At 38.9% G+C, this 26,849-nt stretch carries 21 protein-coding genes and 1 riboswitch; of the genes, 7 read left to right on the forward strand and 14 right to left on the reverse strand.

Annotated elements, in window-relative coordinates; all coding sequences use genetic code 11:
• Position 1: 1 nt before the first annotated feature.
• The 6 genes from AC27HL_RS11975 to AC27HL_RS12000 all read left to right on the forward strand — a co-directional run bounded on the left by AC27HL_RS11975 (position 2) and on the right by AC27HL_RS12000 (position 6,522).
• The gene (locus tag AC27HL_RS11975) at positions 2-2,014 is read left to right on the forward strand and encodes an acetyl/propionyl/methylcrotonyl-CoA carboxylase subunit alpha (protein WP_487081236.1); all 2,013 of its coding nucleotides are present in this window, start codon (positions 2-4) and stop codon (positions 2,012-2,014) included.
• Positions 2,014-2,925 (forward strand): hydroxymethylglutaryl-CoA lyase, encoded by a 912-nt coding sequence (locus AC27HL_RS11980; protein ID WP_487081237.1) that lies wholly within the window; start codon positions 2,014-2,016, stop codon positions 2,923-2,925. Before AC27HL_RS11975 ends, AC27HL_RS11980 begins: the two co-directional genes overlap by 1 nt.
• 64 nt (positions 2,926-2,989) lie before the next feature.
• Complete coding sequence (locus AC27HL_RS11985; protein WP_487081238.1) at positions 2,990-3,700, forward strand: CoA transferase subunit A; 711 nt, start codon at positions 2,990-2,992, stop codon at positions 3,698-3,700.
• A 20-nt stretch (positions 3,701-3,720) separates the two neighbouring features.
• A complete protein-coding gene (locus AC27HL_RS11990) occupies positions 3,721-4,377 on the forward strand; it encodes a 3-oxoacid CoA-transferase subunit B (RefSeq protein WP_487081239.1) in 657 nt (218 codons plus the stop codon).
• 259 nt (positions 4,378-4,636) lie between these two features.
• Positions 4,637-4,735: riboswitch (cyclic di-GMP riboswitch) on the forward strand.
• A gap of 65 nt (positions 4,736-4,800) precedes the next feature.
• On the forward strand, positions 4,801-5,160 hold the full coding sequence (locus AC27HL_RS11995; protein WP_487081240.1) for a DUF3718 domain-containing protein: 360 nt from the start codon (positions 4,801-4,803) through the stop codon (positions 5,158-5,160).
• 210 nt (positions 5,161-5,370) lie between these two features.
• Positions 5,371-6,522 (forward strand): patatin-like phospholipase family protein, encoded by a 1,152-nt coding sequence (locus AC27HL_RS12000; RefSeq protein ID WP_487081241.1) that lies wholly within the window; start codon positions 5,371-5,373, stop codon positions 6,520-6,522.
• Between the two features lie 84 nt (positions 6,523-6,606).
• On the opposite strand, the gene AC27HL_RS12005 is transcribed toward AC27HL_RS12000, so the two are convergent.
• Complete coding sequence (locus AC27HL_RS12005) at positions 6,607-8,574, reverse strand: monovalent cation:proton antiporter family protein (RefSeq protein ID WP_487081242.1); 1,968 nt, start codon at positions 8,572-8,574, stop codon at positions 6,607-6,609.
• Between the two features lie 314 nt (positions 8,575-8,888).
• On the opposite strand from AC27HL_RS12005, the gene AC27HL_RS12010 reads away from it, so the two are divergent.
• On the forward strand, positions 8,889-9,791 hold the full coding sequence (locus AC27HL_RS12010; protein ID WP_487081243.1) for a GGDEF domain-containing protein: 903 nt from the start codon (positions 8,889-8,891) through the stop codon (positions 9,789-9,791).
• A gap of 12 nt (positions 9,792-9,803) precedes the next feature.
• Here the strand turns inward: AC27HL_RS12010 and AC27HL_RS12015 are convergent, their stop codons facing one another.
• From AC27HL_RS12015 to AC27HL_RS12075, 13 genes are all read right to left on the reverse strand, one after another.
• Positions 9,804-10,439 (reverse strand): hypothetical protein, encoded by a 636-nt coding sequence (locus tag AC27HL_RS12015; protein ID WP_487081244.1) that lies wholly within the window; start codon positions 10,437-10,439, stop codon positions 9,804-9,806.
• A gap of 26 nt (positions 10,440-10,465) precedes the next feature.
• The gene (locus AC27HL_RS12020) at positions 10,466-11,797 is read right to left on the reverse strand and encodes a DEAD/DEAH box helicase (RefSeq protein WP_487081245.1); all 1,332 of its coding nucleotides are present in this window, start codon (positions 11,795-11,797) and stop codon (positions 10,466-10,468) included.
• A gap of 109 nt (positions 11,798-11,906) precedes the next feature.
• A complete protein-coding gene (locus AC27HL_RS12025) occupies positions 11,907-13,343 on the reverse strand; it encodes an alanine/glycine:cation symporter family protein (protein ID WP_487081246.1) in 1,437 nt (478 codons plus the stop codon).
• A 246-nt stretch (positions 13,344-13,589) separates the two neighbouring features.
• The gene (locus AC27HL_RS12030; RefSeq protein ID WP_487081247.1) at positions 13,590-16,118 is read right to left on the reverse strand and encodes a PAS domain S-box protein; all 2,529 of its coding nucleotides are present in this window, start codon (positions 16,116-16,118) and stop codon (positions 13,590-13,592) included.
• Entirely contained in the window at positions 16,115-17,281 is a 1,167-nt protein-coding gene (locus AC27HL_RS12035; RefSeq protein ID WP_487081248.1) for a response regulator, read from the reverse strand. The genes AC27HL_RS12030 and AC27HL_RS12035 overlap by 4 nt, the downstream gene beginning before the upstream one ends.
• A gap of 80 nt (positions 17,282-17,361) precedes the next feature.
• Positions 17,362-18,276: a GGDEF domain-containing response regulator gene (locus tag AC27HL_RS12040; RefSeq protein ID WP_487081249.1), complete on the reverse strand. Its 915-nt coding sequence runs from the start codon at positions 18,274-18,276 to the stop codon at positions 17,362-17,364.
• A gap of 22 nt (positions 18,277-18,298) precedes the next feature.
• A complete protein-coding gene (locus AC27HL_RS12045; RefSeq protein WP_487081250.1) occupies positions 18,299-20,032 on the reverse strand; it encodes a SpoIIE family protein phosphatase in 1,734 nt (577 codons plus the stop codon).
• A 2-nt stretch (positions 20,033-20,034) separates the two neighbouring features.
• Positions 20,035-20,343 (reverse strand): STAS domain-containing protein, encoded by a 309-nt coding sequence (locus tag AC27HL_RS12050; RefSeq protein WP_487081251.1) that lies wholly within the window; start codon positions 20,341-20,343, stop codon positions 20,035-20,037.
• Positions 20,344-20,385: 42 nt separating this feature from the next.
• A complete protein-coding gene (locus AC27HL_RS12055; RefSeq protein ID WP_487081252.1) occupies positions 20,386-21,567 on the reverse strand; it encodes a methyl-accepting chemotaxis protein in 1,182 nt (393 codons plus the stop codon).
• Complete coding sequence (locus AC27HL_RS12060) at positions 21,564-22,640, reverse strand: protein-glutamate methylesterase/protein-glutamine glutaminase (protein WP_487081253.1); 1,077 nt, start codon at positions 22,638-22,640, stop codon at positions 21,564-21,566. Before AC27HL_RS12060 ends, AC27HL_RS12055 begins: the two co-directional genes overlap by 4 nt.
• Positions 22,641-22,655: 15 nt before the next feature.
• Positions 22,656-23,315, reverse strand: coding sequence for a chemoreceptor glutamine deamidase CheD (gene cheD, locus AC27HL_RS12065; RefSeq protein ID WP_487081705.1), 660 nt, complete (start codon positions 23,313-23,315; stop codon positions 22,656-22,658).
• Between the two features lie 26 nt (positions 23,316-23,341).
• Positions 23,342-24,190 (reverse strand): CheR family methyltransferase, encoded by an 849-nt coding sequence (locus AC27HL_RS12070; RefSeq protein ID WP_487081254.1) that lies wholly within the window; start codon positions 24,188-24,190, stop codon positions 23,342-23,344.
• 6 nt (positions 24,191-24,196) lie between these two features.
• The gene (locus AC27HL_RS12075; protein ID WP_487081255.1) at positions 24,197-26,845 is read right to left on the reverse strand and encodes a methyl-accepting chemotaxis protein; all 2,649 of its coding nucleotides are present in this window, start codon (positions 26,843-26,845) and stop codon (positions 24,197-24,199) included.
• Between the last annotated feature and the right edge of the window lie 4 nt (positions 26,846-26,849).

Raw genomic sequence — 26,849 nt, forward strand, 5'->3', positions numbered from 1 at the left:
CATGTTTACTAAAATATTAATTGCCAACCGTGGCGAAATCGCCTGTCGTGTTATTAAAACTGCACGAAAAATGGGTATCCTAACCGTTGCTGTTTATTCTGATGCCGACGCTGATTCCTTACATGTCAATATGGCCGATGAAGCTATTCATATTGGTGGTTCACCATCGCGTGAAAGTTACCTGTTATCTGAAAAAGTTATTGAAGCTGCTAAGCGCACTGGCGCGCAAGCAATTCACCCAGGTTATGGTTTCTTATCAGAAAACGCTGACTTTTGTCGTATGTGTGCCGCCGAGGGCATTACATTTATTGGCCCTCCTGTTGGTGCAATTGAAGCTATGGGTTCAAAGTCTGCCGCTAAAAATATTATGGAAGCGGCACAGGTACCACTAGTACCAGGTTATCACGGCGATGACCAATCAGAAGCTGTGATCAAAAAAGCTGCCGATGATATGGGCTACCCTGTACTATTGAAAGCTACTGCAGGTGGCGGTGGTAAAGGTATGAGACAAGTCTGGAGCGAAGCCGAATTTTCAGAAGGTTTTGCTGCCGCAAAACGCGAAGCGAAGTCTTCATTTGGCGACGATACCATGTTGGTTGAAAAGTATTTAACACAACCACGCCATGTTGAAATTCAAGTTTTTTGCGACAATCACCAAAATGCCGTTTATTTATTTGAACGTGATTGCTCTGTGCAACGACGCCATCAAAAAGTGATTGAAGAGGCACCAGCCTTTAGCATGAGCGAAGAGTTACGCGCTAAAATGGGAGAAGCTGCAATTAAGTCTGCCCAAGCTATTGGTTATCAAGGCGCTGGTACAGTTGAATTCTTACTTGATATTGACGGTTCATTCTACTTTATGGAAATGAATACCCGCTTGCAAGTAGAGCACCCGGTCACTGAATTAATTACTGGCCAAGATTTAGTTGAATGGCAATTACGTGTTGCTGCCGGTGAAGTATTACCGAAAGCTCAACATGAATTAAAAATCAATGGTCATGCGTTTGAAGCACGTATTTATGCTGAAGACCCAAACAACGATTTTTTACCCGCAACCGGCACCTTAGACTTTTTACAACCACCGGTTGAAAGTGAGTTCGTCCGTGTTGACACTGGCGTTCGTCAAGGTGATGAAGTCAGCGTTTTTTATGACCCTATGATTGCTAAACTGATTGTTTGGGATGAGAATCGTGAAAAAGCGCTGCAGCGGATGGCAAAAGCGCTTTCTGAATACCGTATCAATGGCGTTACCACCAATATCGACTTTCTTTATAACTTAGCAACTTGCGCACCGTTCGTTAATGCCGATATTGATACCGGCTTTATCGAGAAAAACCAAGAAATTATTTTCCATGAAAGTGAGCAAGCCTTAGCCGGTGAGTTGCCAATGGCAGCGCTTTATTTAGTATTATCGCAAGAACTACAAGCTCAGGCTAAAGCCGCGAAAACCAATGACCCTTTTTCGCCATGGAATATGACCAATGCTTGGCGCTTAAATGAAGCCAATATTCATCATATGGTGCTCGCTCATAACGACACTGAATACCCTGTTGTTGTAGAGCAAAAACGCCAAGGTAGTGGCAGCTATTACTTGATCACGGTTGATGGTCAAACGGTTGATTGCCAAGGTCGAATCGAAAACGATACTTTATATGTCAGCATTGATGGCTATCGCAGCCATGCTACGATTGCACAAAACGGCACACAAATTAGCTTATATCATCAAAATGGCGTGTTTAATTTCACGCACATATTACCAGACTGCGGCGACAACAGCGGAGACGACAGCCATGGTGGCTTAGTTGCGCCAATGAACGGCACTATGGTTTCAGTACTGGTTAGTGCCGGTGAAACTGTAACAGCAGAGCAGCCGTTAATGATCATGGAAGCGATGAAAATGGAACACACTATTCGTGCGCCAAGCAATGGTGTTGTTGACACTATTTACTATAAAGATGGTGATATGGTTGACGGTGGTGCAGAATTGATTGCTTTTACTGCGGAGGAAGCGTAATGGCTAATACGGCAAGCTTACCAACGCAGGTAAAAATTGTTGAGGTTGGCCCTCGCGATGGCTTACAAAATGAAAAGCAGCAAATCAGTGCTGAAGATAAAATATCTTTAATTGAGAAGTTAGCAGATGCAGGCGTTCGCTATATTGAAAGCGGCAGCTTTGTCTCACCTAAATGGGTGCCACAAATGGCAACGTCTACGGATGTATTTAATGGCATCAAACGTAGAGACAACGTTACCTACGCGGCCTTAACCCCAAACATGAAAGGCTATGAAGCAGCAGTGAATGTTAATGCCGATGAAGTGGCGATATTTGGCGCCGCTTCAGAAGCCTTTAGTCAAAAAAATATCAACTGCTCTATTGAAGAAAGCTTGCTACGTTTTGAGCCTATAATGGCAGCAGCAAAAGCCGCTAATATTCCGGTGCGCGGCTATGTTTCCTGTGTTGTCGGTTGTCCTTATGACGGCTTTATTGAACCAGAGCAAGTCGCTATTGTTGCGGAAAAACTATACCAAATGGGCTGTTACGAAATATCACTCGGCGACACCATAGGTGTTGGCACTCCAGCTACCGTAACTAAAATGATACAGGCCGTTAGCGCCCGAATACCAGTAGAAAAACTCGCCGTTCACTTTCATGATACCTACGGCCAAGCGTTAACTAACATTTACAGTGCTTTACAAGCGGGTGTTATGGTAGTCGATAGTGCTATTGCAGGTCTTGGTGGATGTCCATATGCTAAGGGCGCTTCTGGCAATGTAGCAACTGAAGATGTTTTATACATGCTTAACGGTTTAAATATTGATACCGGTATTGATTTTAACAAGTTATTAGCTGCGGGTTGGTACATAAGCGACAAATTAGGTAAAGCGCCGGTATCTAAAGTATCAACAGCGTACCGCGCAAAATGAGTTTCTGCGAACTTCAAATACGAAGATAGCAATCACGATAAGAATTTTTAATGAGGAACAAACAATGGCAGGATTTGACAAGGTAGTGTCAAGCTATGAAGAAGCTATGGCAGGTCTTGAAGACAATATGACCGTAATTGCCGGTGGTTTTGGCTTATGTGGTATTCCAGAAAACTTAATTGGTGAAATTAAGCGTAAAGGTACCAAAGGTTTAACCGTGGTTTCAAACAACTGTGGTGTTGACGATTTTGGCTTAGGAATTTTACTACCGGATCGTCAAATCAAAAAAATTATCGCGTCTTATGTCGGTGAAAATGCTGAATTTGAACGTCAAATGATGAATGGCGAGCTTGAAGTAGAATTAACGCCGCAAGGCACTTTAGCTGAAAAAATGCGTGCTGGCGGCGCTGGTATCCCAGCATTCTACACGGCGACAGGTTACGGCACTCCAGTTGCCGAAGGCAAGGAAGAACGTGAGTTTGACGGTAGACATTACATTTTAGAGCCAGCTATTAAAGGTGACTTTGCTATTGTCAAAGCTTGGAAAGCCGATCGCTACGGCAACTTAGTCTTTAGAAAAACGGCACGTAACTTTAACCCTATGGCAGCAACTGCCGGTAAAATTACCGTCGTGGAAGTCGAAGAAATTGTTGAACCTGGCGAGTTAGACCCTGATCAAATCCACACACCAGGTATTTATGTAAATCGACTGATATTAGGTTCATTTGAAAAACGCATTGAACAACGTACCGTTCGCAGCGACGCATCATCATAAGTGTTAGTAAGGAGTAATTTATGGCTTTATCAAGAGAGCAACTAGCACAGCGCGTTGCACAAGAATTACAAGACGGTTATTACGTTAATTTAGGTATAGGTATTCCAACGTTAGTGGCAAACTATGTGCCTGAAGGTATGGAAGTGATGCTGCAATCTGAAAACGGCTTGCTTGGTATGGGGCAATTCCCTACCGAAGCAGAAATTGATGCTGACTTAATCAATGCAGGAAAGCAAACCGTTACTATGGCTACCGGTGCATCAATTTTTGACTCAGCAGAATCGTTTGCCATGATCCGCGGTGGTCATGTTGATTTAACCGTTTTAGGGGCATTTGAGGTCGATGTTAACGGTAATATCGCCTCATATATGATCCCAGGTAAGTTAATCAAAGGCATGGGCGGCGCAATGGATTTGGTTGCCGGTGCAGATAATATTATTGTTACTATGACTCACGCTTCAAAACACGGCGTATCAAAGCTACTCAGTAACTGTACTTTGCCATTAACAGGTAAAGGTTGCATAAAGAAAGTGTTAACAGATCTTGCCTTTATTGAAATTAAAAACGGTAAGTTTTACTTGTTAGAGCGTGCACCTGGTGTAACAGTGGAAGAAATCGTCTCATTAACCGAAGGTGAACTTGTTGTTAATGGTGAAATTCCAGAAATGATTTTTTAAAAAATTAACAACATATTGACATAAAACTACAAAACAAAGGAGCAAACGCTCCTTTTTTTGTACTTAATATCTCACAATCATTACAGAAAACAGCCATTTTTGATGGTTTTATTGGCTATTTATACAAAATACTTACAACTGTTAAATACCATCATTCCACCATAATATCAACAACTTAACAAAGTCAATGTGTTATACAGCGAAACAAATTATAACAAAGCAGTTGCATTTAATTATCGTTTTGGTAATACTGAAATTGACAAAGAAAAGGCAAGACACGCGAAAACGTGTTACGCAAAACCACCGGTCTAAGGGTAAATATAATACTGTATTTATCTATGACAGCGGAGTTACCGTGTTATTAGGTACATCCTGTGGTTTTTTCTTTTACTAACTCTATTTGTATTATAAAAGGTTATTAAAATGAAAAAATTATTACTAGTTACTACCATTACTGCTTTAACTATGACGTCTATAGTATCTGCGCCGAAAGCGCAAGCCGCGAACATCGCACAAAGTGTATGTGAGTATGTTGCCGCTGACGACAAGAAACGTATGCGTTCATTCTTAAAGACGAACAAATTAAAAATTCGTAATATCTTCGCGGGTATCCAGTGTAACGGTAAAAACTTGTTAGAATTCGCTGCTACTAAAGGTTCAGTAGAAACAGGCTCTTTGATGATTAGTAAATTACCAAAGAAAACAGTTTCAGCTAACATGGCACTTATTCAAAGTGGATCGCAACCATTAATAGACGCTGCTAACAAACGCGTAAGCAGCTAGAAATTTATTTTCCAGTAGGCGTTAATACTTATTGTAAGTTCAATGTTTTACTAGTTAATAATTCTTATGTCATTAAAAAGGCCAGCATTAGCTGGCCTTTTTCTTTAGTAGTTTTTTACTTCATAAAAATCATAAAATTCAACTAGCTACAATGCAAAAAACTGATTAAAATTAAATTAACTGAGTACCTCTCTTTCATTGGTTGTTTTAATGCCCCATAAGCGTAGTTACATTGATAGGAATAACGCCCTAATACTTACCGGTGGCGGCGCGCGTGCAGCTTATCAAGTAGGTGTATTATCAGCCATTGCTAAATTTATTCCCAGAAATCATGGCATTCCCTTCCCTATTATCTGTGGCACTTCTGCTGGCGCTATAAACTCAACAGCGCTGGCTTGTTATGCCTCATGCTTTCAATTAGGTGTTAAGAAGCTCGAATGGGTATGGAAAAATTTAGACCCAGGCCGCATCTATCACAGCGATGCTATACGAGTACTGGCTCATTTATCCGCAGGTTTGTTAGGGAGCTTTCAAGCAGATTATGCAAATAAAAGTGCTAGAAGTTTGTTAAACAACGCACCTCTTAGAGATTTGCTTAATATGGTGATAGATTTTAATCGTATTGATACCAATATTCGGCGAGGTTATTTATCAGCGGTTTCGGTTACCGCATCGAGTTATACCAGTGGTGATTCAATTAGTTTCTTTCAATCTAACGACACCATATCTCCTTGGTTTCGGGCAAAACGTCGAGGAGAGCCTACTCAACTAAATAGTCAGCATTTGATGGCTTCTGCAGCCATTCCGTTAGTTTTTCCTTCTGCTAAAGTTAGGCATGACCATTTAGGCGATGGTTCAATTCACCAGCTTTCACCGTTAAGTCCTGCAATACACTTAGGCGCTGAAAAAATATTCGTGGTAGGCGTTGAACAACCAAAAGAGCCGATTCACAATAGAGAAAATAATCCTCACCCACCAACCACAGCGACCATTGCAGGTCATTTGCTTGATACAATTTTCTCAGACACATTACAAAGTGATATTGAACGGATGGAGCGGGTAAATCATACGTTATCACTTATACCTGAACAGTTAAAAACAGAAACCACCGGGCTGAAAAACATCGAATCACTGGTGATCAACCCTAGTCATGACTTTAATGCTATTGCGGTAAAATATTACCGAAAGCTGCCATTATCAATCAGGCTTTTATTACGTAGCGTTGGTATTACTAATGATGCTGAATCAAGCTTGGTTAGCTATTTATTGTTTGAAAAAAACTACTGTAAAGAACTAATAAATCTTGGTTTTAACGATGCCTTGGAGCAAGAAAGTAAAATTCGCTCATTTCTTGAACTTTAAAAAGCAGGTGTTAATTTAAATAAAGCCTGCTAAAGATAATGACGGATAGCAATTTAGATGCAATAGAATAATCTTCTACAGACGCTACGGCCCTTCTTGAACAAAGCGTTCAGCTCTTTCAACACGGCGAGGTTTACCACGTACAATTAAGGTATCCTGAGGCTGTAGCACAGTATCTGCAGCTGGCTCTTCGGTTTCAATATCGTCTCTTCTTAGCGCTACAACAATCACACGGCGCTCCTCTAATTTTAGCGACGCAATAGAATGACCATTAGCATATGAGTCATCAGTTAAAAGAATGGCATGGGCAAACTCAATACGATCAATGGCATCTGGGCCCATATCTGTATGCTCGCCTTGAAAGAAACCATGTAGGTGATTGTAATGATTTTTTCGCTCTTTTTGCACACGACGAACAATTCTCGAAAATGGCACGCCAGTAAGCGATAAGACTTGTGACACTAGCATTAAACTCCCTTCTAAGCTTTCAGGCACAACTTCATTGGCGCCAGCTGCATGTAATTCATCAAGTTGATCATCATTACGAGTTCTGACTAAAATAGGCACCTCTGGCGCCAATGAGCGCACTCGTTGAATAACATCTAATGATTGTTTATCTTCACCAAAAGCAATCACGACCAATTTAGCACTTGATAATTTAGCCGCATGTAACAGCTCTGCTTGCCTTGATGAACCAAACAATACATTTTCGCCGGCTTCACGGGCCTTTGTTGCCCGCAGTGGGTCAATATCTATAGCGACAAAATCGATTGATTCTTGCTTTAAAAAACGACTGACAGTTTGGCCTATTCGTCCAAAACCACAAATAATCACATGGTCTTGCAAACTGGCACTTTTTGGCAATTGTTCAAGGGGTTGAGTGTCAACTTGCTTTTCTCGACTAAACCACAGCGCCCAACTACGTGCATGAGCTACCATATAAGGCGTTATTGCCATACTCAACACACCCGTTCCCAACAAAATAGATGCTGTTTTTTCTGGTAGAATTTCAACTTGGCTCGCTAAAGCTATTAGTACAAAACCAAATTCGCCCATCTGTGCCAACATAATGCCCGATGCCCATGCATCTTTTGGCGACTCACCTGCTCGTATGGCAAGTACAGCAATAATGACCGTTTTAATAACCATAAAACATATTAAAAGAAAAACTATGGTCAAAGGTGAAGAAAACACGACATTAATATCGAGTTTCATACCGACTGTAACGAAGAACAAACCAAGTAAAATATCGCGATAAGGCCTTATATCAGCCTCTAGTTGATGTTTATATTGGCTTTCCCCTAACATCATACCCGCCAAGAATGCGCCTAAGGCCATAGAAAGACCAAACCATTGCGTAAGTGCTGATGCGACCAAAGTAACCAACAAAGTTGTTAACACAAATAGCTCATCGGTTCTGACTTGTGCAACTAAATTAAAAAGGCGAGGTAGTATCCATTTGCCAGCAAACAACAACAATGAAACAACAAAAACTCCTTTTACCAAGGCAAATAACAACGCCAAAATAAATGAAGAATCACCATCTTGTGCTAGCAATGGGATAACAATTAATAATGGAACAACTGCAACATCTTGAAAAAGTAATACCGCTACAGAAAGCTGCCCAGATTTTTTCTTCATACCGCCACTTTCGCTCAATTGCCGAATAACAATTGCAGTAGAAGACAAAGCTAAAATACCACCAATAGTTAATGACGCTGCAAAGCTTTGCCCTAACAACATGGCAACAACCATAAATAACACCAATGATATGGTAACTTGTAAACTTCCGACGGTTACCACAAGGTGTCGCATGGCCATTAGCTTAGGCAATGAAAACTCAAGTCCAAGGGTAAATAAGAGAAAAACAATACCCAGTTCGGCGAAGTGCTCATAATCCACATGCTCTTGCGCAAGTGCTAAGCCATGTTCACCAACGAGAACACCAGCGACTAGGTACGCTAAAATTGCCGGTAACTGTAGTCGTCTAAACAACCAGACAATTAATACTGCACTGGTTAAAATCGCAAGTAATTCAAGGTGCCCTGTCACAAAAAATCCTTAGAAATGAAAAACGCTCGTGGCTAATAAATGCTTCAAACAAGTTACTGTAAGTTTAGCCTCCTAAATGACTGTTTGTCTAAGACATTTTTAATCTTCAAAAGAGGCTATTTTACATTACAGAAATATGTGCCAGTTATTGTCTAAATAAATAGGCTCGACAAGCTTTAAATCATAACAAGCTCTCAGCCAAATGCCTCACTACCCATCATTTTCCCTACAAACATAAGCGTCACAATTAAATAGGTACGATATTTGCTTTAATCGTAATGAAGTTACCGCCCCCAACTGAAACGGAACATTGTATGCGAACAGTAAATATTGTTAATCATCCAAACTCAAAATTTAACGCTTTTACGTTATTTCAACATAATAGCCAGCACAGTGAGCGCAACCTCGCCTTATTAGAGCAGTTGCAAACAACACTGGATGTTAGTGAACTGATCAATGTTTTCGCCTTAGAAGTAGCAAAGTTTGTCGATTTTACAGGGCTTTACTTTAAACACGACGAAGTTAGCGCAACTGCCAGAGGTAGTCGACAAGCAAAAGCCGAACGACAGTTTGAACTTAAACTTAACGGCAAGTTTATTGGATTACTTAGTTATTCTGTTAATGCACCAATTAGTCTTACTAACTTCAAAATATTAACGGAATTACATCAGCTATTAGTTAACCCGCTCAATAACGCCCTTCGTTATCATCAAGCGATGCAATTAGCCATGCAAGATGCATTAACGCAATTAGGAAACCGTCGAAGTTTTGACAACCAACTAAAACGAACTATGGCACAAGCAAACCGCCGCCATACACGTGTTGGATTAATTCTTTGTGACTTGAATAAATTTAAAGCCATTAATGACACGTATGGCCACATGGTTGGTGATCAAGTACTCGAACATTTCGCTAATGCTCTACGTCAGAGTGTTCGTGACACTGACAGCATTTTTCGTTTTGGTGGCGATGAATTTGCCGTTATTGTTGAAGATGCTTGTGAACAATCATTATCGGCAATTGAACATCGAATATATCAATCAATCACTAATGAAACATTACTTGCTAAATATAATGTCACCTGCAGTTTAGGTTTAGCATTTATGAATAGAGCCGATACCACAGACAGTTTCTTTCAACGAGCTGACACAGCCTTATATTCACAGAAGATGAATATGCCGCGTAAACTCAGTGTCGTTTCCAAAATTTCCAGTTAACGGTAATTTAGCCTAGAAACTATTTAACGCCTGACGCTTTTCGTCAGGTGTTGCTCCTATATACAAGCGGCAAAACCTTACCGCTTGTGAAAACTTGTCATTGCCAATTTTTGCCAGTACTTGGCGAAGATAAGCCTTATCTAAATTAAAGTTATCACAGTAGTGCTCAATCGCCTGTTCGATACTCGGATAGATAACCCCGTCAAATTGAAAGCTAAGTACACTACTATCTTGTTCTAACGCTATACCATCCAGTACTAAGGGCCACGCTTTGGCATTAACTCGTTGTTTAGCAACTTCATACATAAACCAGGCACTTTTTTGAAAACCAGCGAAGCAGCCATCTTCAAAGCCAGAATTTTGCAACTCCTCTTGTGTCCAATTTAAACCTATTGCCAAATCCTTTTTATATTTTTTAATTAGAGCGGATTTTACCTGCTGTTTTACCTGCCAAATATCTCTTACTTTTGCTTTTAATGCCATCGCATTACACTCATCACAGCTAGGCACAGCTAAACTAGGGTGAGAACAATCTAATACTAGGTGCAGATGATGAGGAAAACTAAAATAACATCCTGCTGGCTCTTGGCAAAACCAGCACTGATATCTATTTTCAAAAGGAACTTCAACGAAGTTATTGATAAGCATAACTTTAGAGTATAAATTTTCGGGAACTACCTAGGTTTCTTGCCTATCAGTTTGCTCTGCTTTTTCTTCGACTTTGCTCTTCGCTTGGCGGCGGGGGTAGAGTTTTCTTTCTTACGCGCTAACATTTGGTTTTTCTCTTGCGTCGCTTTGTAACGGCTTTTCTTTAACGGCGCATCTTCTTTAGCGTCATATTGTGCTGGTAATGCTCTATTTAATTCATATCCAGGAACAATAATACGTTCGAATTTTCGACCAATTAACGCTTCTATATTATCTAAAAACTGTTCATCTTTCGGGCTTACCAAAGAAATCGCGGTACCTGACTTGCCAGCTCGCCCAGTACGGCCAATACGATGTACGTAATCTTCAGCTAAAAATGGTAAGTGAAAATTAACCACATAAGGTAAGTTTGGAATATCTAAGCCACGGGCGGCAACGTCCGTTGCCACTAACACTCTAACGCTACCATCAACAAACTGTTCAAGTGCTTTATTGCGTGCGCCCTGAGCTTTATCTCCGTGACATATCGCTGCCTTAATGCCATCGAGTTTTAACTCTTTAGCCAACACATTTGCGCTTTCTTTGGTACCAGCAAACACTAATACCTGTTGCCAATTATTCACGCCAATAAGCTCAGACAACAATTCCGCTTTACGTGTTTCAGATACCCAGTAAACGGATTGCTTCACTTTACCTGATGTCGAGTTTTGACGTGCAACTTCAATGGTCTTAGGTGTTTTTAAAATTTTCTTAGCTAAAGTTTTCACTTTATTTGAAAAAGTTGCGGAAAACATCAAGGTTTGATGTTTTGCTTTGATCGCTGCAGAAATACGCTCAATATCCTTATAAAAGCCCATATCCAGCATACGATCTGCTTCATCAAGTATTAGAAATTGTACTTGTGATAAATCGAGGTTGCGTTGTTCCAAGTGCTCTATAAGGCGACCCGGTGTCGCTACCAACACATCTACGCCATTTTTTAACATTTTAGTTTGTGGCGGCATATTGGCGCCACCAAATACTGCGCCACAGCGTAATGATAAAAACTCACTATAGGCGTTAATGTTATCAGCAACTTGCGCTGCCAACTCTCGAGTTGGTGTTAAAACCAAAGCTTTAACGGTCGTTGTTGAGTCAAAGCCTTCAGTGGCTGGCTTTACCTTACGTGCCAATATATCCAGTACAGGCAAAGAAAAAGCGGCAGTTTTACCCGTGCCCGTTTGCGCACTTGCTAAAATATCAACGCCAGTACGTATCATCGGAATAGCTTGTTGTTGAATTGGGGTTAAGGTTTTATATCCACATGCTTTTACCGCTTTTAATAAATTAGCCGATAAACCTATTGCATCCACACTCATCACATCACCATCTTTTTTGTCATCAACGACGCCATTCTAAAACACGCCCTAAAATATTAAGGCGCGGATTATAGCAGCTTTATTTGTACTTGTTGGCATTAAAATAATACTAGTTTTTATTCCAGATACCTTTAGTTAAATTAAATCGCTGTTGTTCGCTGTGATCTGGCTGATAGCAAGGTAAATCACCATTATCATGTTGTTGGTGATAATCTTTAGCAATAGAAATTACCACTTTAGAAAGCATAAACAACGCAGTAACATTAAAAATTGTCATTAAACCCGTTGATAAGTCTGCCAAAGCAATCACCTCAGGTAAGGTCGCCACAGAGCCAAACACTAACATTAATAAGAAACCAATACGTAAAAACCAGCGGCCTAACAAGTTGTCCATATTCAAATATTTAAGATTATTATCTGCGTATGCAAAATTAGCCACGATTGAAGTAAAGGCAAATAATAAAATCGCAATAGTAATAAAGTCACTACCCCAAGCCCCGACTTGATAGGCCAGTGCTTGTTGAGTTAATTGAATGCCTTGTGCTTCACTTCCCGTATCTTTGAATAACAAAATTAATATTGCAGTACATGAACAAATAACTATGGTGTCAAAAAATACCGCTAACATTTGGATATAACCTTGTGATACTGGGTGTGGTGGAAATGGCTCCGCCGCAGCCGCCGCATTAGGCGAGCTCCCCATACCTGCTTCGTTAGAATATAAGCCACGTTTTACACCTTGAACAATAGCCGCACCTACTAAACCACTACCCGCTTCTTTTAAGCCAAAAGCAGAAGCGAAAATATTACTAATTACCGAAGGGATCTTTTCAAAATTTAACAATATAACGCCAATACAAACGAGCAAGTATAATAAGCCCATAAACGGCACCGTTAGTTCAGCGAAACGAGCAATATTTTTTAAGCCACCAAACACAATAAAGCCCGCCGCTAACGTGATCACTATACCGGTATAAAGTGGATTAAAACCATAGGAGCCATTAAATGCATCAGTAATGGAGTTTGCCTGTACCGCACTAAAAACAAAGCCATAACCAAAGAACAAACACAGTGAAAACGTTACTGCCAACTTTCTATTATTGAGGCCTTTACTCATATAATAGGCAGGTCCACCACGAAAATTACCATTAGTATCGCGCTCTTTATAAAGCTGCCCTAAGGCACTTTCTGCGAAAGCTGTAGCCATACCCACTAAAGCAATTAACCACATCCAAAAAACAGCTCCGGCACCACCAAGCGAAATAGCGACAGCCACCCCCATCAAATTACCGGTACCAACACGTGCAGCTAGTGATGTACAAAGCGCTTGAAAAGAAGAAATACCGTGACTTGAACTTTTTCGACTAGATTTCAAAATACTGAACATATGAAAAAAACGGCGAATTTGTAGCGCTTTTAATCGGATCGTAAACCAAATACCACAAGCACTTAACAAATATATTAAAACACTGCCCCACAAATAACCGTTAATAGTTCCTATCCATACTTCAATAAAGCTCGGCTCTATTACACTTGGTTCAACCACATTGTTCTCCAAAGGCTTTGTTATTTTTATATAAGATAAGGCAGCTTAACAAAAAAGTTAAAAAGATGAATAGCTTTCTTATTTAAATGGTAAGTAAATCACCAAGCATTAGTCTGTATTGAAGTAATGCAAAAAATTAGCGGCCAGTTGGCTACTCTTTACATAGACTAATACATAGTGGCCGAGCTTAATAATTACTTATTTTTATTAAATTGATGTATTTGCAAAGAGTGTATAAAAAGGCAATTAGTATTGCTCGATTAAGAAATTACCGAGTTCTTTTGAATTAAATGGCTTACGTAATACCGGATACGGCCATTGCTTATCTTCCTCAGCTATATAACCACTGATAGAGTATATGCTGATATCCGGGAATTTCGCTTTTACTAAATCCACCGCTTCTCGACCTGACATATCAGGCAAAATCATATCGGTAATGAAGATATCAAATACATCATCTCCAGCTAATGTCTTTAGTAAATTGGCTTTGTTGGTAATATGATTTGCTAGTACCCCTTCACTTTCTAAATAAAGCGAAATAAATTCAGCAATACTTTCTTCATCATCAAGGATTAGTGCACGTTTACCCGGCATATACAGTTTTGATTTGTTGTCAACAGGAACAATACTCAAATGTGGTCTACCATCGCATTTAAATATTAAGGTGAAATGCGCGCCACCTAGCTCTCCTTTACCTTCAACTTGTATTTGACCATTATGCTTATAAATGGTGCTATAAACATTAGCTAGACCAATTCCATTCCCCTTATTTACCGATTTACTGCTATAAAATGGGTCGAATATTTTCGAGATATTTTCATCAGCAATGCCAATACCACTGTCTTGTACATGAATTTCCAGACGATTTTCAGACATTAAATTAGCCGATATTTTGATTTTGCCAATAAGTCCTTGCTCTTGAATAGCGTCTTGAGAATTAAGTACTAAGTTCAACAAAATATTTATGAATTCCCCTTGTGGAAATTTAATCGCACACTCAACGTCTTTAATATCGAGCGTAAAATCTATGGTTGGTAGTAATAACTGTTTAAATAGGTATTGGTTTTCTTCAATTTCTTTAATTGGATCAAACTCAATCACTTTTACAGTAGGTTTACGGGTAAATGCCAATAAACGCTCAGTAACACTTTTCCCCTTATCTATGGCATTTTTAACCCGTTCTATATAGCCATGAATATCTCTTTCACCTTGGTTAAACTTCAGTTCAAGCATTTCAGTGGCACCGAGCGCAACGCCAAGCACATTATTAATATCATGCGAAACATTACCAAAAGTATTACCGAGTAAGGCCAATCGATTACTAATAATTTGCTGCTGCTCTTTGCGGAATTTCTCGGTAATATCTTCAACAATCCAAATATAAATTCCCTCATCGCGTTCATAGGTTATTGATAAATCAAAAACGGAATTGTATTTGTCAAAGCTAATATTACTTCGCTTTATATGACCATGCGCTTTCGCTTTTCTTTTATATTCAATGTAATCGGTAATGCTGAAATTTATATAATTAAATAAAACTGAGTTTTTACCATTATTTTGTGGTGATAAATCTTGATAGACAATATTGTCTTGCTCATCAATAAAAAATATCGGCACCTTAATGGTGTTGTTAACCAGTGCTAGTAATTTAAGCTTTTCAATCGTTTCTTCTGATTTAGTAATATCTCGACAAACACCAAATATGCCAGCAACTTCACCTTCAGAGTCAATTTCAACCTCAGCCAATACTTCAACTTTCACTCGCCGACCAGATTGGTGTTTAATCACACTTTTAACGTAGAAACCTTGTTTTTGTTTAACAGCATTTGCCATTTTATCTTTGATTATTTGCTGTTGTTCATCAACATAATAGTTAATAGCACTTTGTATATCTGGCTTATAACTACTCGGGTCTAAACCATGAACACGAAATACCCCCGTCGACCAAAATAACTCTTGCGTAAATAAGTCATATCGCCAGTGGCCAGAACTGATCAAATCTTCCGCTAACACGAGATAATTATTCTTTTCTTTCAACCGTTCCACCAATTGATAGTTTTCGGTAATATCTTTCACTGAACCGAAAACTTTCTGTGGTTTATTGTCTTTGTACGCAAATACTTTTCCTACAATACAGAGCCATTTGGTGATACCAAACTTGGTTTTAATTGGAAAGGTTAAATTTACACAAGGTATACGGCCACTTAAATGTTCATCAAACATCGCATAAATGCTTTTGAGTACGTCGCGGGTAACGAGTTCTTTTCCTAATGTTGCCGGGCCTGTGTATGCTTCTTCACCATAGTCTAAAATTGCCATCATATGCGCAGAGTAAAACATAATGTTTTTGTCAATGTTCCACTCCCAGAACGCTTCTTCGATACTACTTAAAACTTGCTTAACATCTTTGGTAGAAGGTTCGTGATCAAAACTTGCAGCTTCTAAATATTCGGTTAAATAAACAACAAAACCCTGTTCTCGCTCTGTTACTCTAATCGTACAAGGAATACTTTGCTCTGATTGATTAAGCAATAAAATATGCCTAGGGTGGCTAATTGCGTTAGCATTACTTTGATAATGCTGTCGATGTTTAACATGAACTTCAACCAATGAATCGGGTAATAATAACTCTAAAGGCTCACCGATTAATTGCTCACGACTATAGCCAGACAAGCAGGAAAATTGCGCATTACAGTCAACAATAATGCCCTCTAAATTTGTCGATAGAACGGCAAAAGGCAAGTCAGCAAGGCGAATGTTTTCAGAAATATTCAAAACAGTTCATCCTCTTCTTCAAGTACTTCTTGCTCTTCTTCTTTTAGCGAATTTAGCGACTTAAGTTCGTCGACACTTTTCAAAGCGCTATCGAGTAATTGCCCAACTTCCAAAAAATTTATATCATCTTGCGTATGTTTTTTTAAAGCCTTATGGACTAAGTCTGTCAAGTACTCTTCTTGTTCAAAGCTCATATCTAAAATATGAAAACTTTGGCCAATATTCGTAACAATTTCATTCATAACTTCTTGTTGATGGTGTTTAGAAACCGCTAACATTTTCTTAGTTTGAATAACCGCTTGCTGAATTTTATCTTGCACGGTAATCAAAGAGTTTTGGTAACTAATAAATGCAATTCTTGCCCCTACACACTCAATTACCGATGCGAGGGCATCAATATAGATATCTGTATCTATTGTGCCATCTTCCAGGTTCAAAATAAGAATTGACACTAAGTCATGGTTGAAAATAGTTCTCGCACCAAAACGATATAAACGCGGCTTTATCTTCAATAGTTTCATTACATCAATTTCGACAGGAGAACAAACGCCGTTCTTGGAGCTATAAAAGCTGGTAGTATCATTGATTGGATAAAAGGCAATACAGCCTTGCAAGTTCATACTGTACAGGTAGGAAAATACTTCGTCTCTAATTTTTTCTAAGCTAAAACATTGGTTTAGTTTAGAAGTTAGTTGCATGCAACTACCATATTTAGAGGCTTGTGCCATTGAAATGTTAATAACACGGTCTTTAGATATCAACTCATTTTCAAATGAGTGCATTTTTTCTTGATACTCAATCAAACGCTTTAATTTTTTAATCAACGCCAATAAAGAAATTGGCTTAGATAAAAAATCATCCGCGCCGCATTCCAAGCCCTTTAAAATGGCATCTTCAGTTGCTAAACCTGAATACAAAACAAAAGATTTAGCTATTTTGTCACCATGAACCTGTTGTTTAATCCAGTCTGAGCCTTTTTCTTTACCTATATGTTCGTCAACTAATGCAATATCAAAACTGTTAGTATTCTTATTACTAATTATATTTTCGACTTCATTAAGATCAGCTGCACATTGCACAGAAAAATCTAATGCTAATGCTTCATACAAAAGCTCTAAATAGGCTCTGTCATCATCAATTATTAATACACTTGGTTTAGACATATATATCCCTTTCAGTACTTCCCTAAAAAATATAAAACTGTAAACAACCTCACATTTAAATTAACGCAAGATACAGCCCACTACGCTGCTTTGTATATCGAACATTGGTTACGCTTATTTGCTTTAGCCTGATAAAGGGCCAAGTCTGCCTGTTCAATAAGTTCACCAATATCTTTTGCCCCTAAACTTGAAGATGACACTCCAATACTAACTGTGACCTGCGGTAGCACTGTGGAGTATTTATGTTCAATTTTTGCGGCAAGTAATGCGCGAATAATTTCTTGTGCTTTAAAATGTGCGCCAGCTATAGGCGTATATGGCAAAGCGATAATAAATTCTTCTCCACCATATCGCCCAATCACATCTGTAGAGTGATCCAATTGATAATTAAAAACATTGGCAACTTTTGTTAGGCATTCATCACCTTTTTGGTGCCCATAGTTATCGTTATAAAACTTAAAACAATCAATATCTAACATAAGTAAGGATAATTCTGCTTCATCTGCAGCATTCTTATGCCAAGCAGTATTTAGCATGTTATCTAAACCGCGACGATTAAGAAGTTGTGTTAGCGGGTCAATGCTACTTAGTACTTCCAATTGTTTATTGGCTCGCTCTAATGCTGACTTCATTTGGGAAATGCGCGCCATTGCCCTAACTTTTGCCGCTAGCACAACTTGTTTTACTGGCTTGGTTAAGTAGTCATCACCACCGGCATCAATTCCTTGAGCTAAGTAGTTTTCACTATCATTAGCACTAAGAAAAATGATCGGCATCCATTCTTGGTAGGTTAAACGAATAATTTTAGTCAGTTCAAAGCCGTTCATCTCCGGCATTTCAATATCCATCAAAATTAAATCGATACTGTTTTTTTCCAGAATTGCCAAGGCTTCAATATGCCCGTTTGCGCAAATAGCTTTGAAGCCGCTGTCTTCTATCATGGCATTAACTATTTGCCTTTGGTAACTACTGTCATCAATTACTAAAATATTCACTATAATTCCTCACAAGTTTAGCTTATTTAAGCCACAAATACGTTGACTCTACGGTTCTACCGCCATCAAAATACTGCAAGCTTTCTGCAAGATGTTTAACTAACTCAATCCCTCTACCTGATAACTGTATGCCAGTACTTGCAGCTTTAGGCTGCCGTTGTAATGTTTTGCTAATATCAAAGCCCTCACCACTATCTGTCATTTTAATTTTCAGACGTCCGCCTTTGGATAATGGGTAATATGCTAAGCTAATATCGACAAACCCAGAATTTAGCGCTTTCAAGCTAATTTCTCTTTCGTGATAATATTGAGTAAACCCGTCAGGATAAGTTTTTAAATCTGAACTTAAGCCTAAAACACCATGCTCTAAAGCGTTTGCAAAAAGCTCTGTAAGAATTGTTTGCAAACTTAACCATTGTTCACCATTTCCTTCAATTTCATGGATATGATTCATAACAATTGGGATAGGATTTACCGTCGCTAGACGGGAACCGGTAAGTGACAATTGCCATTGCCAAGCAGGTGAGGATTCTATATCGCTATTAAGATCAGCGTCATCGCTTGCTTCGTCAATTACGCAAGCTTTTAAATAGCTTTGTTGCCACCCCGAACAAGGAATATCAACCAAAGATATATCATCTTCTTGCTCCATGCTTTGACAAAAAGTGTCTACGCTTGCCAACACGGTTTTTGTTATATTTCCAGCCTTGAATCCATCTTTAACGGCAACCTCAAATCTCTGATAGTCATACATTTGATCAAGCTTATTCCTTGCTTCTACTATGCCGTCACTTAATAAAATCACCCGGTCCGACTCAGCAACTGAAATCACCGACATTTTTGTCTCAGGCAGTAAGCGCTCAATGACTCCCATCGGCGGATGACTAGATGATATTTTTTGCTTTATTTCGCCAAGCCCTGAGAATACGTAGACGTCAGGCAAGCCCGCGTTTAGTACATGTATTGAGCTTTCGTGAGTAGAAACCGTAACAAAAGCGGCGGCTAAAAATAAATCAGACGGCAATAGATTATAGAGTTGGGTATTTATTTGCGTAACAATATCGAGTATTGAAAAGCCTTTACGCGTCATCGCTCTAAACGTTTCTGCCAATGGTACCGCACCTATTGATGAGCGCAAACCATGACCAGTAAAGTCCCCTAACAGTACATTGACGTCACCATTAGGACATAATGCACTTAGCTGAATATCACCGCTAAATAATGCCGCGGGTTTTTTCAAAATTCCGATTCGCTCTAGACCAAAATTTCGAGCTTCGATAACATCTGACATTAATTTTTCGGCTATCTCAACATCCGCATCTTGCACTTGTTGTAAAACTTTTAGTTGCCCGTACAAATCGCTAATTCGCTGAATTGATTTGATTTTAGCTTTGAAAACCTGAGCAGAAAAAGGGCGTACTAAGATGCCGTCGCCACCGGCTTCAATACTTTTAATATAGGCTTGGTCACTACTTTCATTGGTCACGAAAATCAATGGGCATAAACTATATTTATCGGAATGTTTTTTAATTTTTCGCGCAGCTTCATAACCGTTCATAATGGGCATATTGATGTCCATTAACACTAAATCCGGCTGGTACTTTATATACTTAGTTACGCCATCAAGGCCATCGTTTGCAGAAATAACTTTATAGCCTTCTTCTTTCAACATCCGACTTAGCACTTCTCGCTGTAATTCTGAGTCGTCAACAATTAGCGCCAGTTTTACATCTAGATGAATAGCAACAGCTTCCATACCTATGCCTCTATCGTGAGTAAGCGATGAAATTGAGCAATTTCTAAAATTTTATTAACGGTTTCATTTGGTTTTTGAATTACAATTTGGTTTTCACTTTTTTCAGCGTGATCTTTTAATAACAAGATCATGCCTAAGGCAGAACTGTCCATATAGGTTGTTTTCGATAAATCCAGATTAATAACAACATTGTTACCTTGAAAATCGACATAGGCATCTCGAAAATTTTGATGCAAAGAGAAGTCAAACTTACCGTCAATCATAATAGAAAGTTGGTTACCATCTTTCGTTATTACTTTTTCTACAGTCATATTTAATCCTTAAAAATTTACGTAAAAAATTATCTGCACTAGTTAGAACAATTCAACTTCGCCTTCATTCATTGTAACTTGAGCAACACTGCGCTGCTCATCTTGCTTATTCGTTTTATTGAGTATGTCGTGACACTGGTTTTGCAATGCTTGTAATTGTTGTTCTTGCCGCTCAGGAGTAATTTTTATATCAGCAAGCGCAACATTAAGCTCAGTAATCGATGACAAATTATGCTTAATTGAGGTTAACGTTTGGTTGGTTAAATCTTCAAATTGTAACGAGCGAATGGCATTGGCAACATGTGTAGCTATTTGTGGGGTAATTAAAGACAATTCTTCAACAACAAAATGCGTATTCGAATTCGTTTCTCCAATATACTCAACCATTTCGGCAACTTTCTCTTTCGCTTTTAATGTTGGCGTCATATCTGCCGACGCCATAGCTTCAACCGACGAACGTAGTTGACTTATAATGCTCTGCGCACCGGAAATTTTATTGCGAATATCATCATTTAACTCCGTTGAATTTACCGATAACGACCTCACCTCATTGGCAACAACCGCAAATCCCCTACCGGCTTCACCGGCTCTCGCCGCTTCAATTGCCGCATTTAATGCTAATAAATTGGTTTGATTCGCTAAATTTTCAACTTGCCCAAGCAGGCTAAATATACTGTCGAACTGTGCTATCATTTCATCTGTATATGACAGTGTTTCAAGACTTTTTTTACTGGTATTAATAATAACTTCAACGAACTCTTGTAAGGTGTTATTGGTCTGGGAAATAAAAGAATCAATAATGGAGTCTTGGTTTTGCTGTTCATTGCGGGCGACATTGGCAATAACCTGACTAATCAAATTTTGCTGCGCATCAGTTAAAGATTGCAAACTTTTAAAGCTATCGGAAATATCGACCACAGCTGAGCCAACAAAGCTATTTGCTCGATTAACTTCATTATCAATAATGGCTACTTGTTTGCTCAGCAACGCACTTACTTCTTGAAAGCTTGATTCTATTTCTTTGCTATTTACAGAGCTTGTTTTCACTTTATTAATTGGCCTAAACGGTAAGTGTTCAGTTATGCGAAGTTGTACTACAAAAATAATTAATATACTTAAGGCCAGCACACCAGTTAGAAAATCAAGCGACAAAACGAGTAAATCAATTAACAATATACAGCTAATAAATATACCGACTAAGGTTAATATTTTATGTTTACTCATACACTATTCTCCGGCACAAGATTCCAACCAAAGGCTGCGTTGTGCAAAAGCTCAGTGCCTAAGCTTTCTAGCGGTAATTGTTTATTATGTGCATTAAGCTTAAAAGCGCTGCCGGGCATTCCCCAAACAAGGCTGGAGTTTTTATCTTGAATTATGGTCATCGCACCATGAGATTTAAGTGCTAATAGCCCTTGCGCGCCATCTTGCCCCATACCCGTTAAAATAATAGCCTGAACATTATTGGCCAGTGGAACTAGTGAGTTGAAAAGCACATCAACCGCAGGTTTATGTCGATTAACCACAGGCGAGTCTTCGAGTACACACATTAACCCGAGTGCATTCGACATCACTTTTAAGTGCTTATCTCCAGGCGCTATATAAACATGACCACTTTCAATTTTCTCACCATGCCTAGCTTCTTTCACTGTCATTGAAACATTTTTATTCATTCGTTCGGCAAAACGTGAGCTAAAGACATTAGGAATATGCAAGGTAATTACTATCGCGGGCGAATTACTTGGTAAACTCATAAGTAATTTCTTAATAGCATCGGTACCACCGGTAGAAGCACCAATAGCAATAATATGATTTGAGTTTTTCGCTTTGGTAAAACTTAGTGGCTTTGTTTCATGATTTTGACTTTGTCGATTATAGGCAAGATCTCGAGACTGAACGCTGGCAGCATAGCGTATCTTCTCAACAATGGTATTTTTAAAATTTGCCTTTTGGCTAGTTAAAGCTTCAAAACTAGGCTTGGCTATAAAATCTATTGCTCCAAGCTCAAGTGCTTTTAGCGTGGTATCAGCTCCTTTAGTTGTTAATGTTGACAGCATAACTACTGGCATTGGCCTTAAACGCATTAAATTTGACAAAAAGGTAATGCCATCCATTTTGGGCATTTCGACATCAAGCGTTAGTACATCAGGGTTGAGTTGCTTAATTAACTCACGGGCAACAAAAGGATCTTTCGCCTCGCCAATAACGACAATGTCGTCAACATCGCTTAATAGTTCTCTAACAATATTTCGAATAACTGTTGAGTCGTCAATTATCAGTACTGTGATCTTTTCCATGTCACTCACCATCCTTTAAAATAACTCTACCTCGCCATCACCAGATATATCTTGCAAATGGCTTTGGTAAACACGCTCTCTTTTACTTATGGTGTCATTATGTAAGTTCTCGATAATTTTCACTAAGGCCCGACCGGATTGCGGTTCAAAAACGACTTTTCGTGGATATATTGACCCTAAGTCCGAGCTAACAAGGGGAATATTTTCATCCTCTAAATAGCCTAAAACAAAATTAATATTACGAGCGCCAATATCTGTCATATGTTCCATAACTCTTGCGCCACCGAACGCTTTAGCTTTTAGGTTTCTTTTCTGGCCACCATTTTTCAGAATTAAATTGATTAAATACTCCATGGCAAAATTTCCATATCGAGTCGCATCAGAATGCATCCCCCTTTGCCCCCAATCTATTTCATGGGCCTCTTTATGGGTTAACGGCAGCATAAAGTGGTTCATTCCGCCAATGTTTTGTTTCTCATCCCAAATACAGGCCGATACACAGGAACCTAATGTCGTTGCTATGGGAATATACTCTTTAGAAACATAAAACTCCCCAGGTAGAATTTTCGCTACAACTGCGCCTCTGCTGCTATCCCAGTAATGGTTAATATGGGAAAACTCTGCTAAGCACTGTTCTTTAAAATGCTCTACATCTGCACTTTTAGTTTTTATCAACAAATTAATTCATCCTTGATTTCAGACTAAAATGGTTTACGAAATATAGTTCTACCCACACATTCAAAGTATTTTTGATAACTGCCTAAGTTTTCACTATGCCCTAAGATCAATAAACCACCCGGCGCTAACATATTGTAATAACGCTCAAATAAATTAATTTGCGTTTGTTTATCAAAATAAATTATGACATTACGACAGAAAATAATGTCAAACGGCCCAGTCATTGGCCAAGGTGCCAATAAATTTAGTTGCTTAAAAGTGATGTAACTGCGTATCAAATTATTAACTTTTATTTGCTTGTTACTTTGCCCTCGCCCCTTTTTGAAATACTTACTTTTTAAGTGGTGGGGAATAGCTTCAACACTCTCAATTGGGTATACAGCTTGTTTACCCTGTTCAACAACATTACTGTCGATATCTGTTGCCAGTATTTTTGCATCCCAGTTTACCAAAGCCTGGCCTATGGCTTCTTGCAAGGTAATTGCAATGCTATACGGTTCTTCTCCAGTAGAGCTAGCTGACGACCAAATACGAATGCGCTTACTATGCTTTTTAGTCGTTAATAACCTTGGCAACTCTATTTCACTTAAATAATTAAAATGATGTTGCTCTCGGAAAAAGCTGGTTAAGTTGGTTGTAATGGCATTAATAAAATAATCTTTCTCTTGCTCAGGCGATGTTTGCAATAACTGACAGTAAGCCGAGAATGAAGGTAGTTTTCGCTCGCGAACAATACGGGTAAACCTGCGATATACCATTTCTCTTTTTGACTCATTAAGCACTATGCCAGCATTCTGATATGTAAACTGGCAAATATAGTTAAACTCGTCAGAGGTTAAACTTACTGTGTCATTTCTGTGCAAGGCAATCATATTGGTTTAAAACTCTTCCCATTCTTGATCACTGTTAACTACATTGGCATTTGATCTTTCTTTAAATACCGTTCGAATAGGTTCTTCAACAGCAGACAACCTTGGCTTAATACGCTGTTTTGTCAGGTTTGGCCTTGAATGATTTACCTGATTCTTGGCGTGCACGCCGTCTTGCTCATTGCTTTGTGTAAAGAATGAAATTTGCTCAAGTAGTTTTTGCGCTTGCTCTTCCATTGACTTACTCGAAGCCGCGGCCTCTTCAACGAGCGCTGCATTTTGTTGAGTCATTTCATCCATTTGGCTTACAGCGGCACTAACTTCACCTATACCTGCTGACTGCTCTTTACCAGCACTGTCGATATCGCCAATCATTTTGCCGACATCTTGGATTGCGTCGGCCAATTCGCTAAAGGTTTTACCCGTTTCATCCACCAATTTCGTGCCTAGACCCACCGCTTCGACACTATCATTAATCAAGCCTTTAATTTCTTTGGCTGCACCTGCCGAACGCTGTGCTAAATTACGTACTTCGGCAGCAACAACGGCAAAACCTCGACCTTGCTCGCCAGCTCGGGCAGCTTCAACCGCTGCATTTAGTGCTAATAAATTAGTTTGAAATGCTATTTCATCAATAACACTAATAATGTCGGCTATTTTTTTACTCGACTTATTAATGTCGCTCATGGCAGATATTGCATTCTGTACGACTTCGCCGCCGTTACTAGCCTTATCCATTACCGATGACGAAAGCTTACTCGCTTCCGTTGCATTTTCAGCATTCTGTTGCACGGTACTAGTTAACTCCTCCATTGCCGATGCCGTTTCTTCTAGTGATGATGCTTGAGATTCAGTACGGTGACTTAACTCGCTATTTCCTTGTGCTATTTCACGAGACGAGTCAAAAACATTGGTTGAAGCACTGCGGATATCAGTTACCATCTCATTCAAGACATGAATAAAGTCATTTATTGAGTCACCAATAATGCTAAATTCACCAACTAAGTCAGTCTCTATTCCTTGCGAAAGATCTCCTTGTGACATAGTGATCAAGGTATTTTTAATCTCAGAGATTGCTTGCTTTCGTGCGGTAATATCAGTGGCATATTTAACAACTTTATAGGTGTCTCCATTTAGGTCTAAAATCGGATTATAGGAAGCTTGAATCCAGACTTCTTTTCCTCTTTTACCTATGCGTTTATATTCACCACTGTCGAATTCGCCACGGTTTAATTTGTCCCAAAACTGTTGGTAATCAAGACTATTTTTTTCATTCGGTTCAACAAAAATACTATGGTGTTGCCCTTGTATTTCAGCCAACGTGTAGCCAACCGCATTAAGAAAGTTTTCGTTGGCGGTAATTATGGTGCCATCCATATTAAATTCTATTACCGCCTGCGACTTTCCAATAGCATTTATTTGCCCAGCAAAGTCTGCATTACGAAGCTTTTGTTCAGTCACATCTGAGGCAAATTTAACAACTTTAATTGGCTTGCCATTTAAGTCAAAAATGGGATTATATGAAGCTCGTATCCAAATTTCTTTGCCACCTTTACCAAGGCGTTTATATTCTTTCGACTCAAATTCACCACGATTTAAACTTTCCCAAAACAACTTGTATTCGGCGCTCACTTTAAACTCTGGCTCTACAAACATACTATGATGCTGGCCTTGAATTTCTGCTAGGGTGTAACCAACTGTGCTTAAAAAGTTGTCATTGGCAGTAATAATTGTGCCATCCATATTAAACTCTATCACCGCTTGTGACTTGTTTATTGCATCAATTTGCCCCTGAAAATTTGCGTTAGCTAACTTTTGTTTACTAATTTCAGTCGCAAATTTAATGACCTTTATAACTTTCCCATCAACATCAAAAATAGGATTATAGGAAGCTTGTATCCATATTTCTTTACCGCCTTTACCAATACGCTTGTATTCTTTTGAATCAAATTCACCACGGTTTAAGCTTTCCCAAAACATTTTATATTCGGTACTTGCCTTATATTCAGGCTCTACAAATATACTATGATGTTGGCCTTTTATTTCATCCAAAGTGTAGCCAACGGTGTTCAAAAAATTCTCATTGGCGGTAATAATCGTCCCATCCAAATTGAATTCTATAATTGCCTGAACTTTGTGTATGGCATCGAGTTGTGCCGCCATATTCGCAATTTGCATTTCATTATTTTCTGACGTTAAAACTTCATTACTTTGGCTCATTGTCGTTAAATTCCCTGTCGATTGAAGGTGTTCAAATACGCTTTTTGGCAGTGTTGACTCACTAAACTGCGTAGTTAAATGTTTAATAACTGCTGTCCAAGCCCTCTTAAGAGCAAACGAAAAGTTATCCTTATGAATATCAATTAAGGCATCAAGAAATGCCTGACCAATACTGTTTTGTATAATGTTCCATTCTTTATTTCCTGTTTCGGTTTTTGTTTTAACTGGGCTTTTCTTCGCGGCAATTAATTTTGGGATCTCTGTATTTAGCAGCGCAATTACACAATGTTTTTCGACTTTAGCCTTAGTTATAAAGTCGCTTTTAAAACTTGGCTGAGCTTTAAATAAATACTGATAAAATAGAGCGTTCAATTGCAATAAATTATCTTGTAAGCTTTGCCAGTTTGTTTGTACTAAAGTAACTTGCTTGGGTGTCATAAAC

This window comes from Colwellia aquaemaris, assembly GCF_057548755.1.

Coding starts and splice junctions, on each gene's coding strand:
- AC27HL_RS11975 (WP_487081236.1), top strand. CDS start 2: ATGTTTACTAAAATATTAATTGCCAACCGTGGCGAAATCGCCTGTCGT.
- AC27HL_RS11980 (WP_487081237.1), top strand. CDS start 2,014: ATGGCTAATACGGCAAGCTTACCAACGCAGGTAAAAATTGTTGAGGTT.
- AC27HL_RS11985 (WP_487081238.1), top strand. CDS start 2,990: ATGGCAGGATTTGACAAGGTAGTGTCAAGCTATGAAGAAGCTATGGCA.
- AC27HL_RS11990 (WP_487081239.1), top strand. CDS start 3,721: ATGGCTTTATCAAGAGAGCAACTAGCACAGCGCGTTGCACAAGAATTA.
- AC27HL_RS11995 (WP_487081240.1), top strand. CDS start 4,801: ATGAAAAAATTATTACTAGTTACTACCATTACTGCTTTAACTATGACG.
- AC27HL_RS12000 (WP_487081241.1), top strand. CDS start 5,371: ATGCCCCATAAGCGTAGTTACATTGATAGGAATAACGCCCTAATACTT.
- AC27HL_RS12010 (WP_487081243.1), top strand. CDS start 8,889: ATGCGAACAGTAAATATTGTTAATCATCCAAACTCAAAATTTAACGCT.
- AC27HL_RS12015 (WP_487081244.1), bottom strand. CDS start 10,439: ATGCTTATCAATAACTTCGTTGAAGTTCCTTTTGAAAATAGATATCAG.
- AC27HL_RS12020 (WP_487081245.1), bottom strand. CDS start 11,797: ATGAGTGTGGATGCAATAGGTTTATCGGCTAATTTATTAAAAGCGGTA.
- AC27HL_RS12035 (WP_487081248.1), bottom strand. CDS start 17,281: ATGTCTAAACCAAGTGTATTAATAATTGATGATGACAGAGCCTATTTA.
- AC27HL_RS12045 (WP_487081250.1), bottom strand. CDS start 20,032: ATGGAAGCTGTTGCTATTCATCTAGATGTAAAACTGGCGCTAATTGTT.
- AC27HL_RS12050 (WP_487081251.1), bottom strand. CDS start 20,343: ATGACTGTAGAAAAAGTAATAACGAAAGATGGTAACCAACTTTCTATT.
- AC27HL_RS12055 (WP_487081252.1), bottom strand. CDS start 21,567: ATGAGTAAACATAAAATATTAACCTTAGTCGGTATATTTATTAGCTGT.
- AC27HL_RS12060 (WP_487081253.1), bottom strand. CDS start 22,640: ATGGAAAAGATCACAGTACTGATAATTGACGACTCAACAGTTATTCGA.
- AC27HL_RS12070 (WP_487081254.1), bottom strand. CDS start 24,190: ATGATTGCCTTGCACAGAAATGACACAGTAAGTTTAACCTCTGACGAG.
- AC27HL_RS12075 (WP_487081255.1), bottom strand. CDS start 26,845: ATGACACCCAAGCAAGTTACTTTAGTACAAACAAACTGGCAAAGCTTA.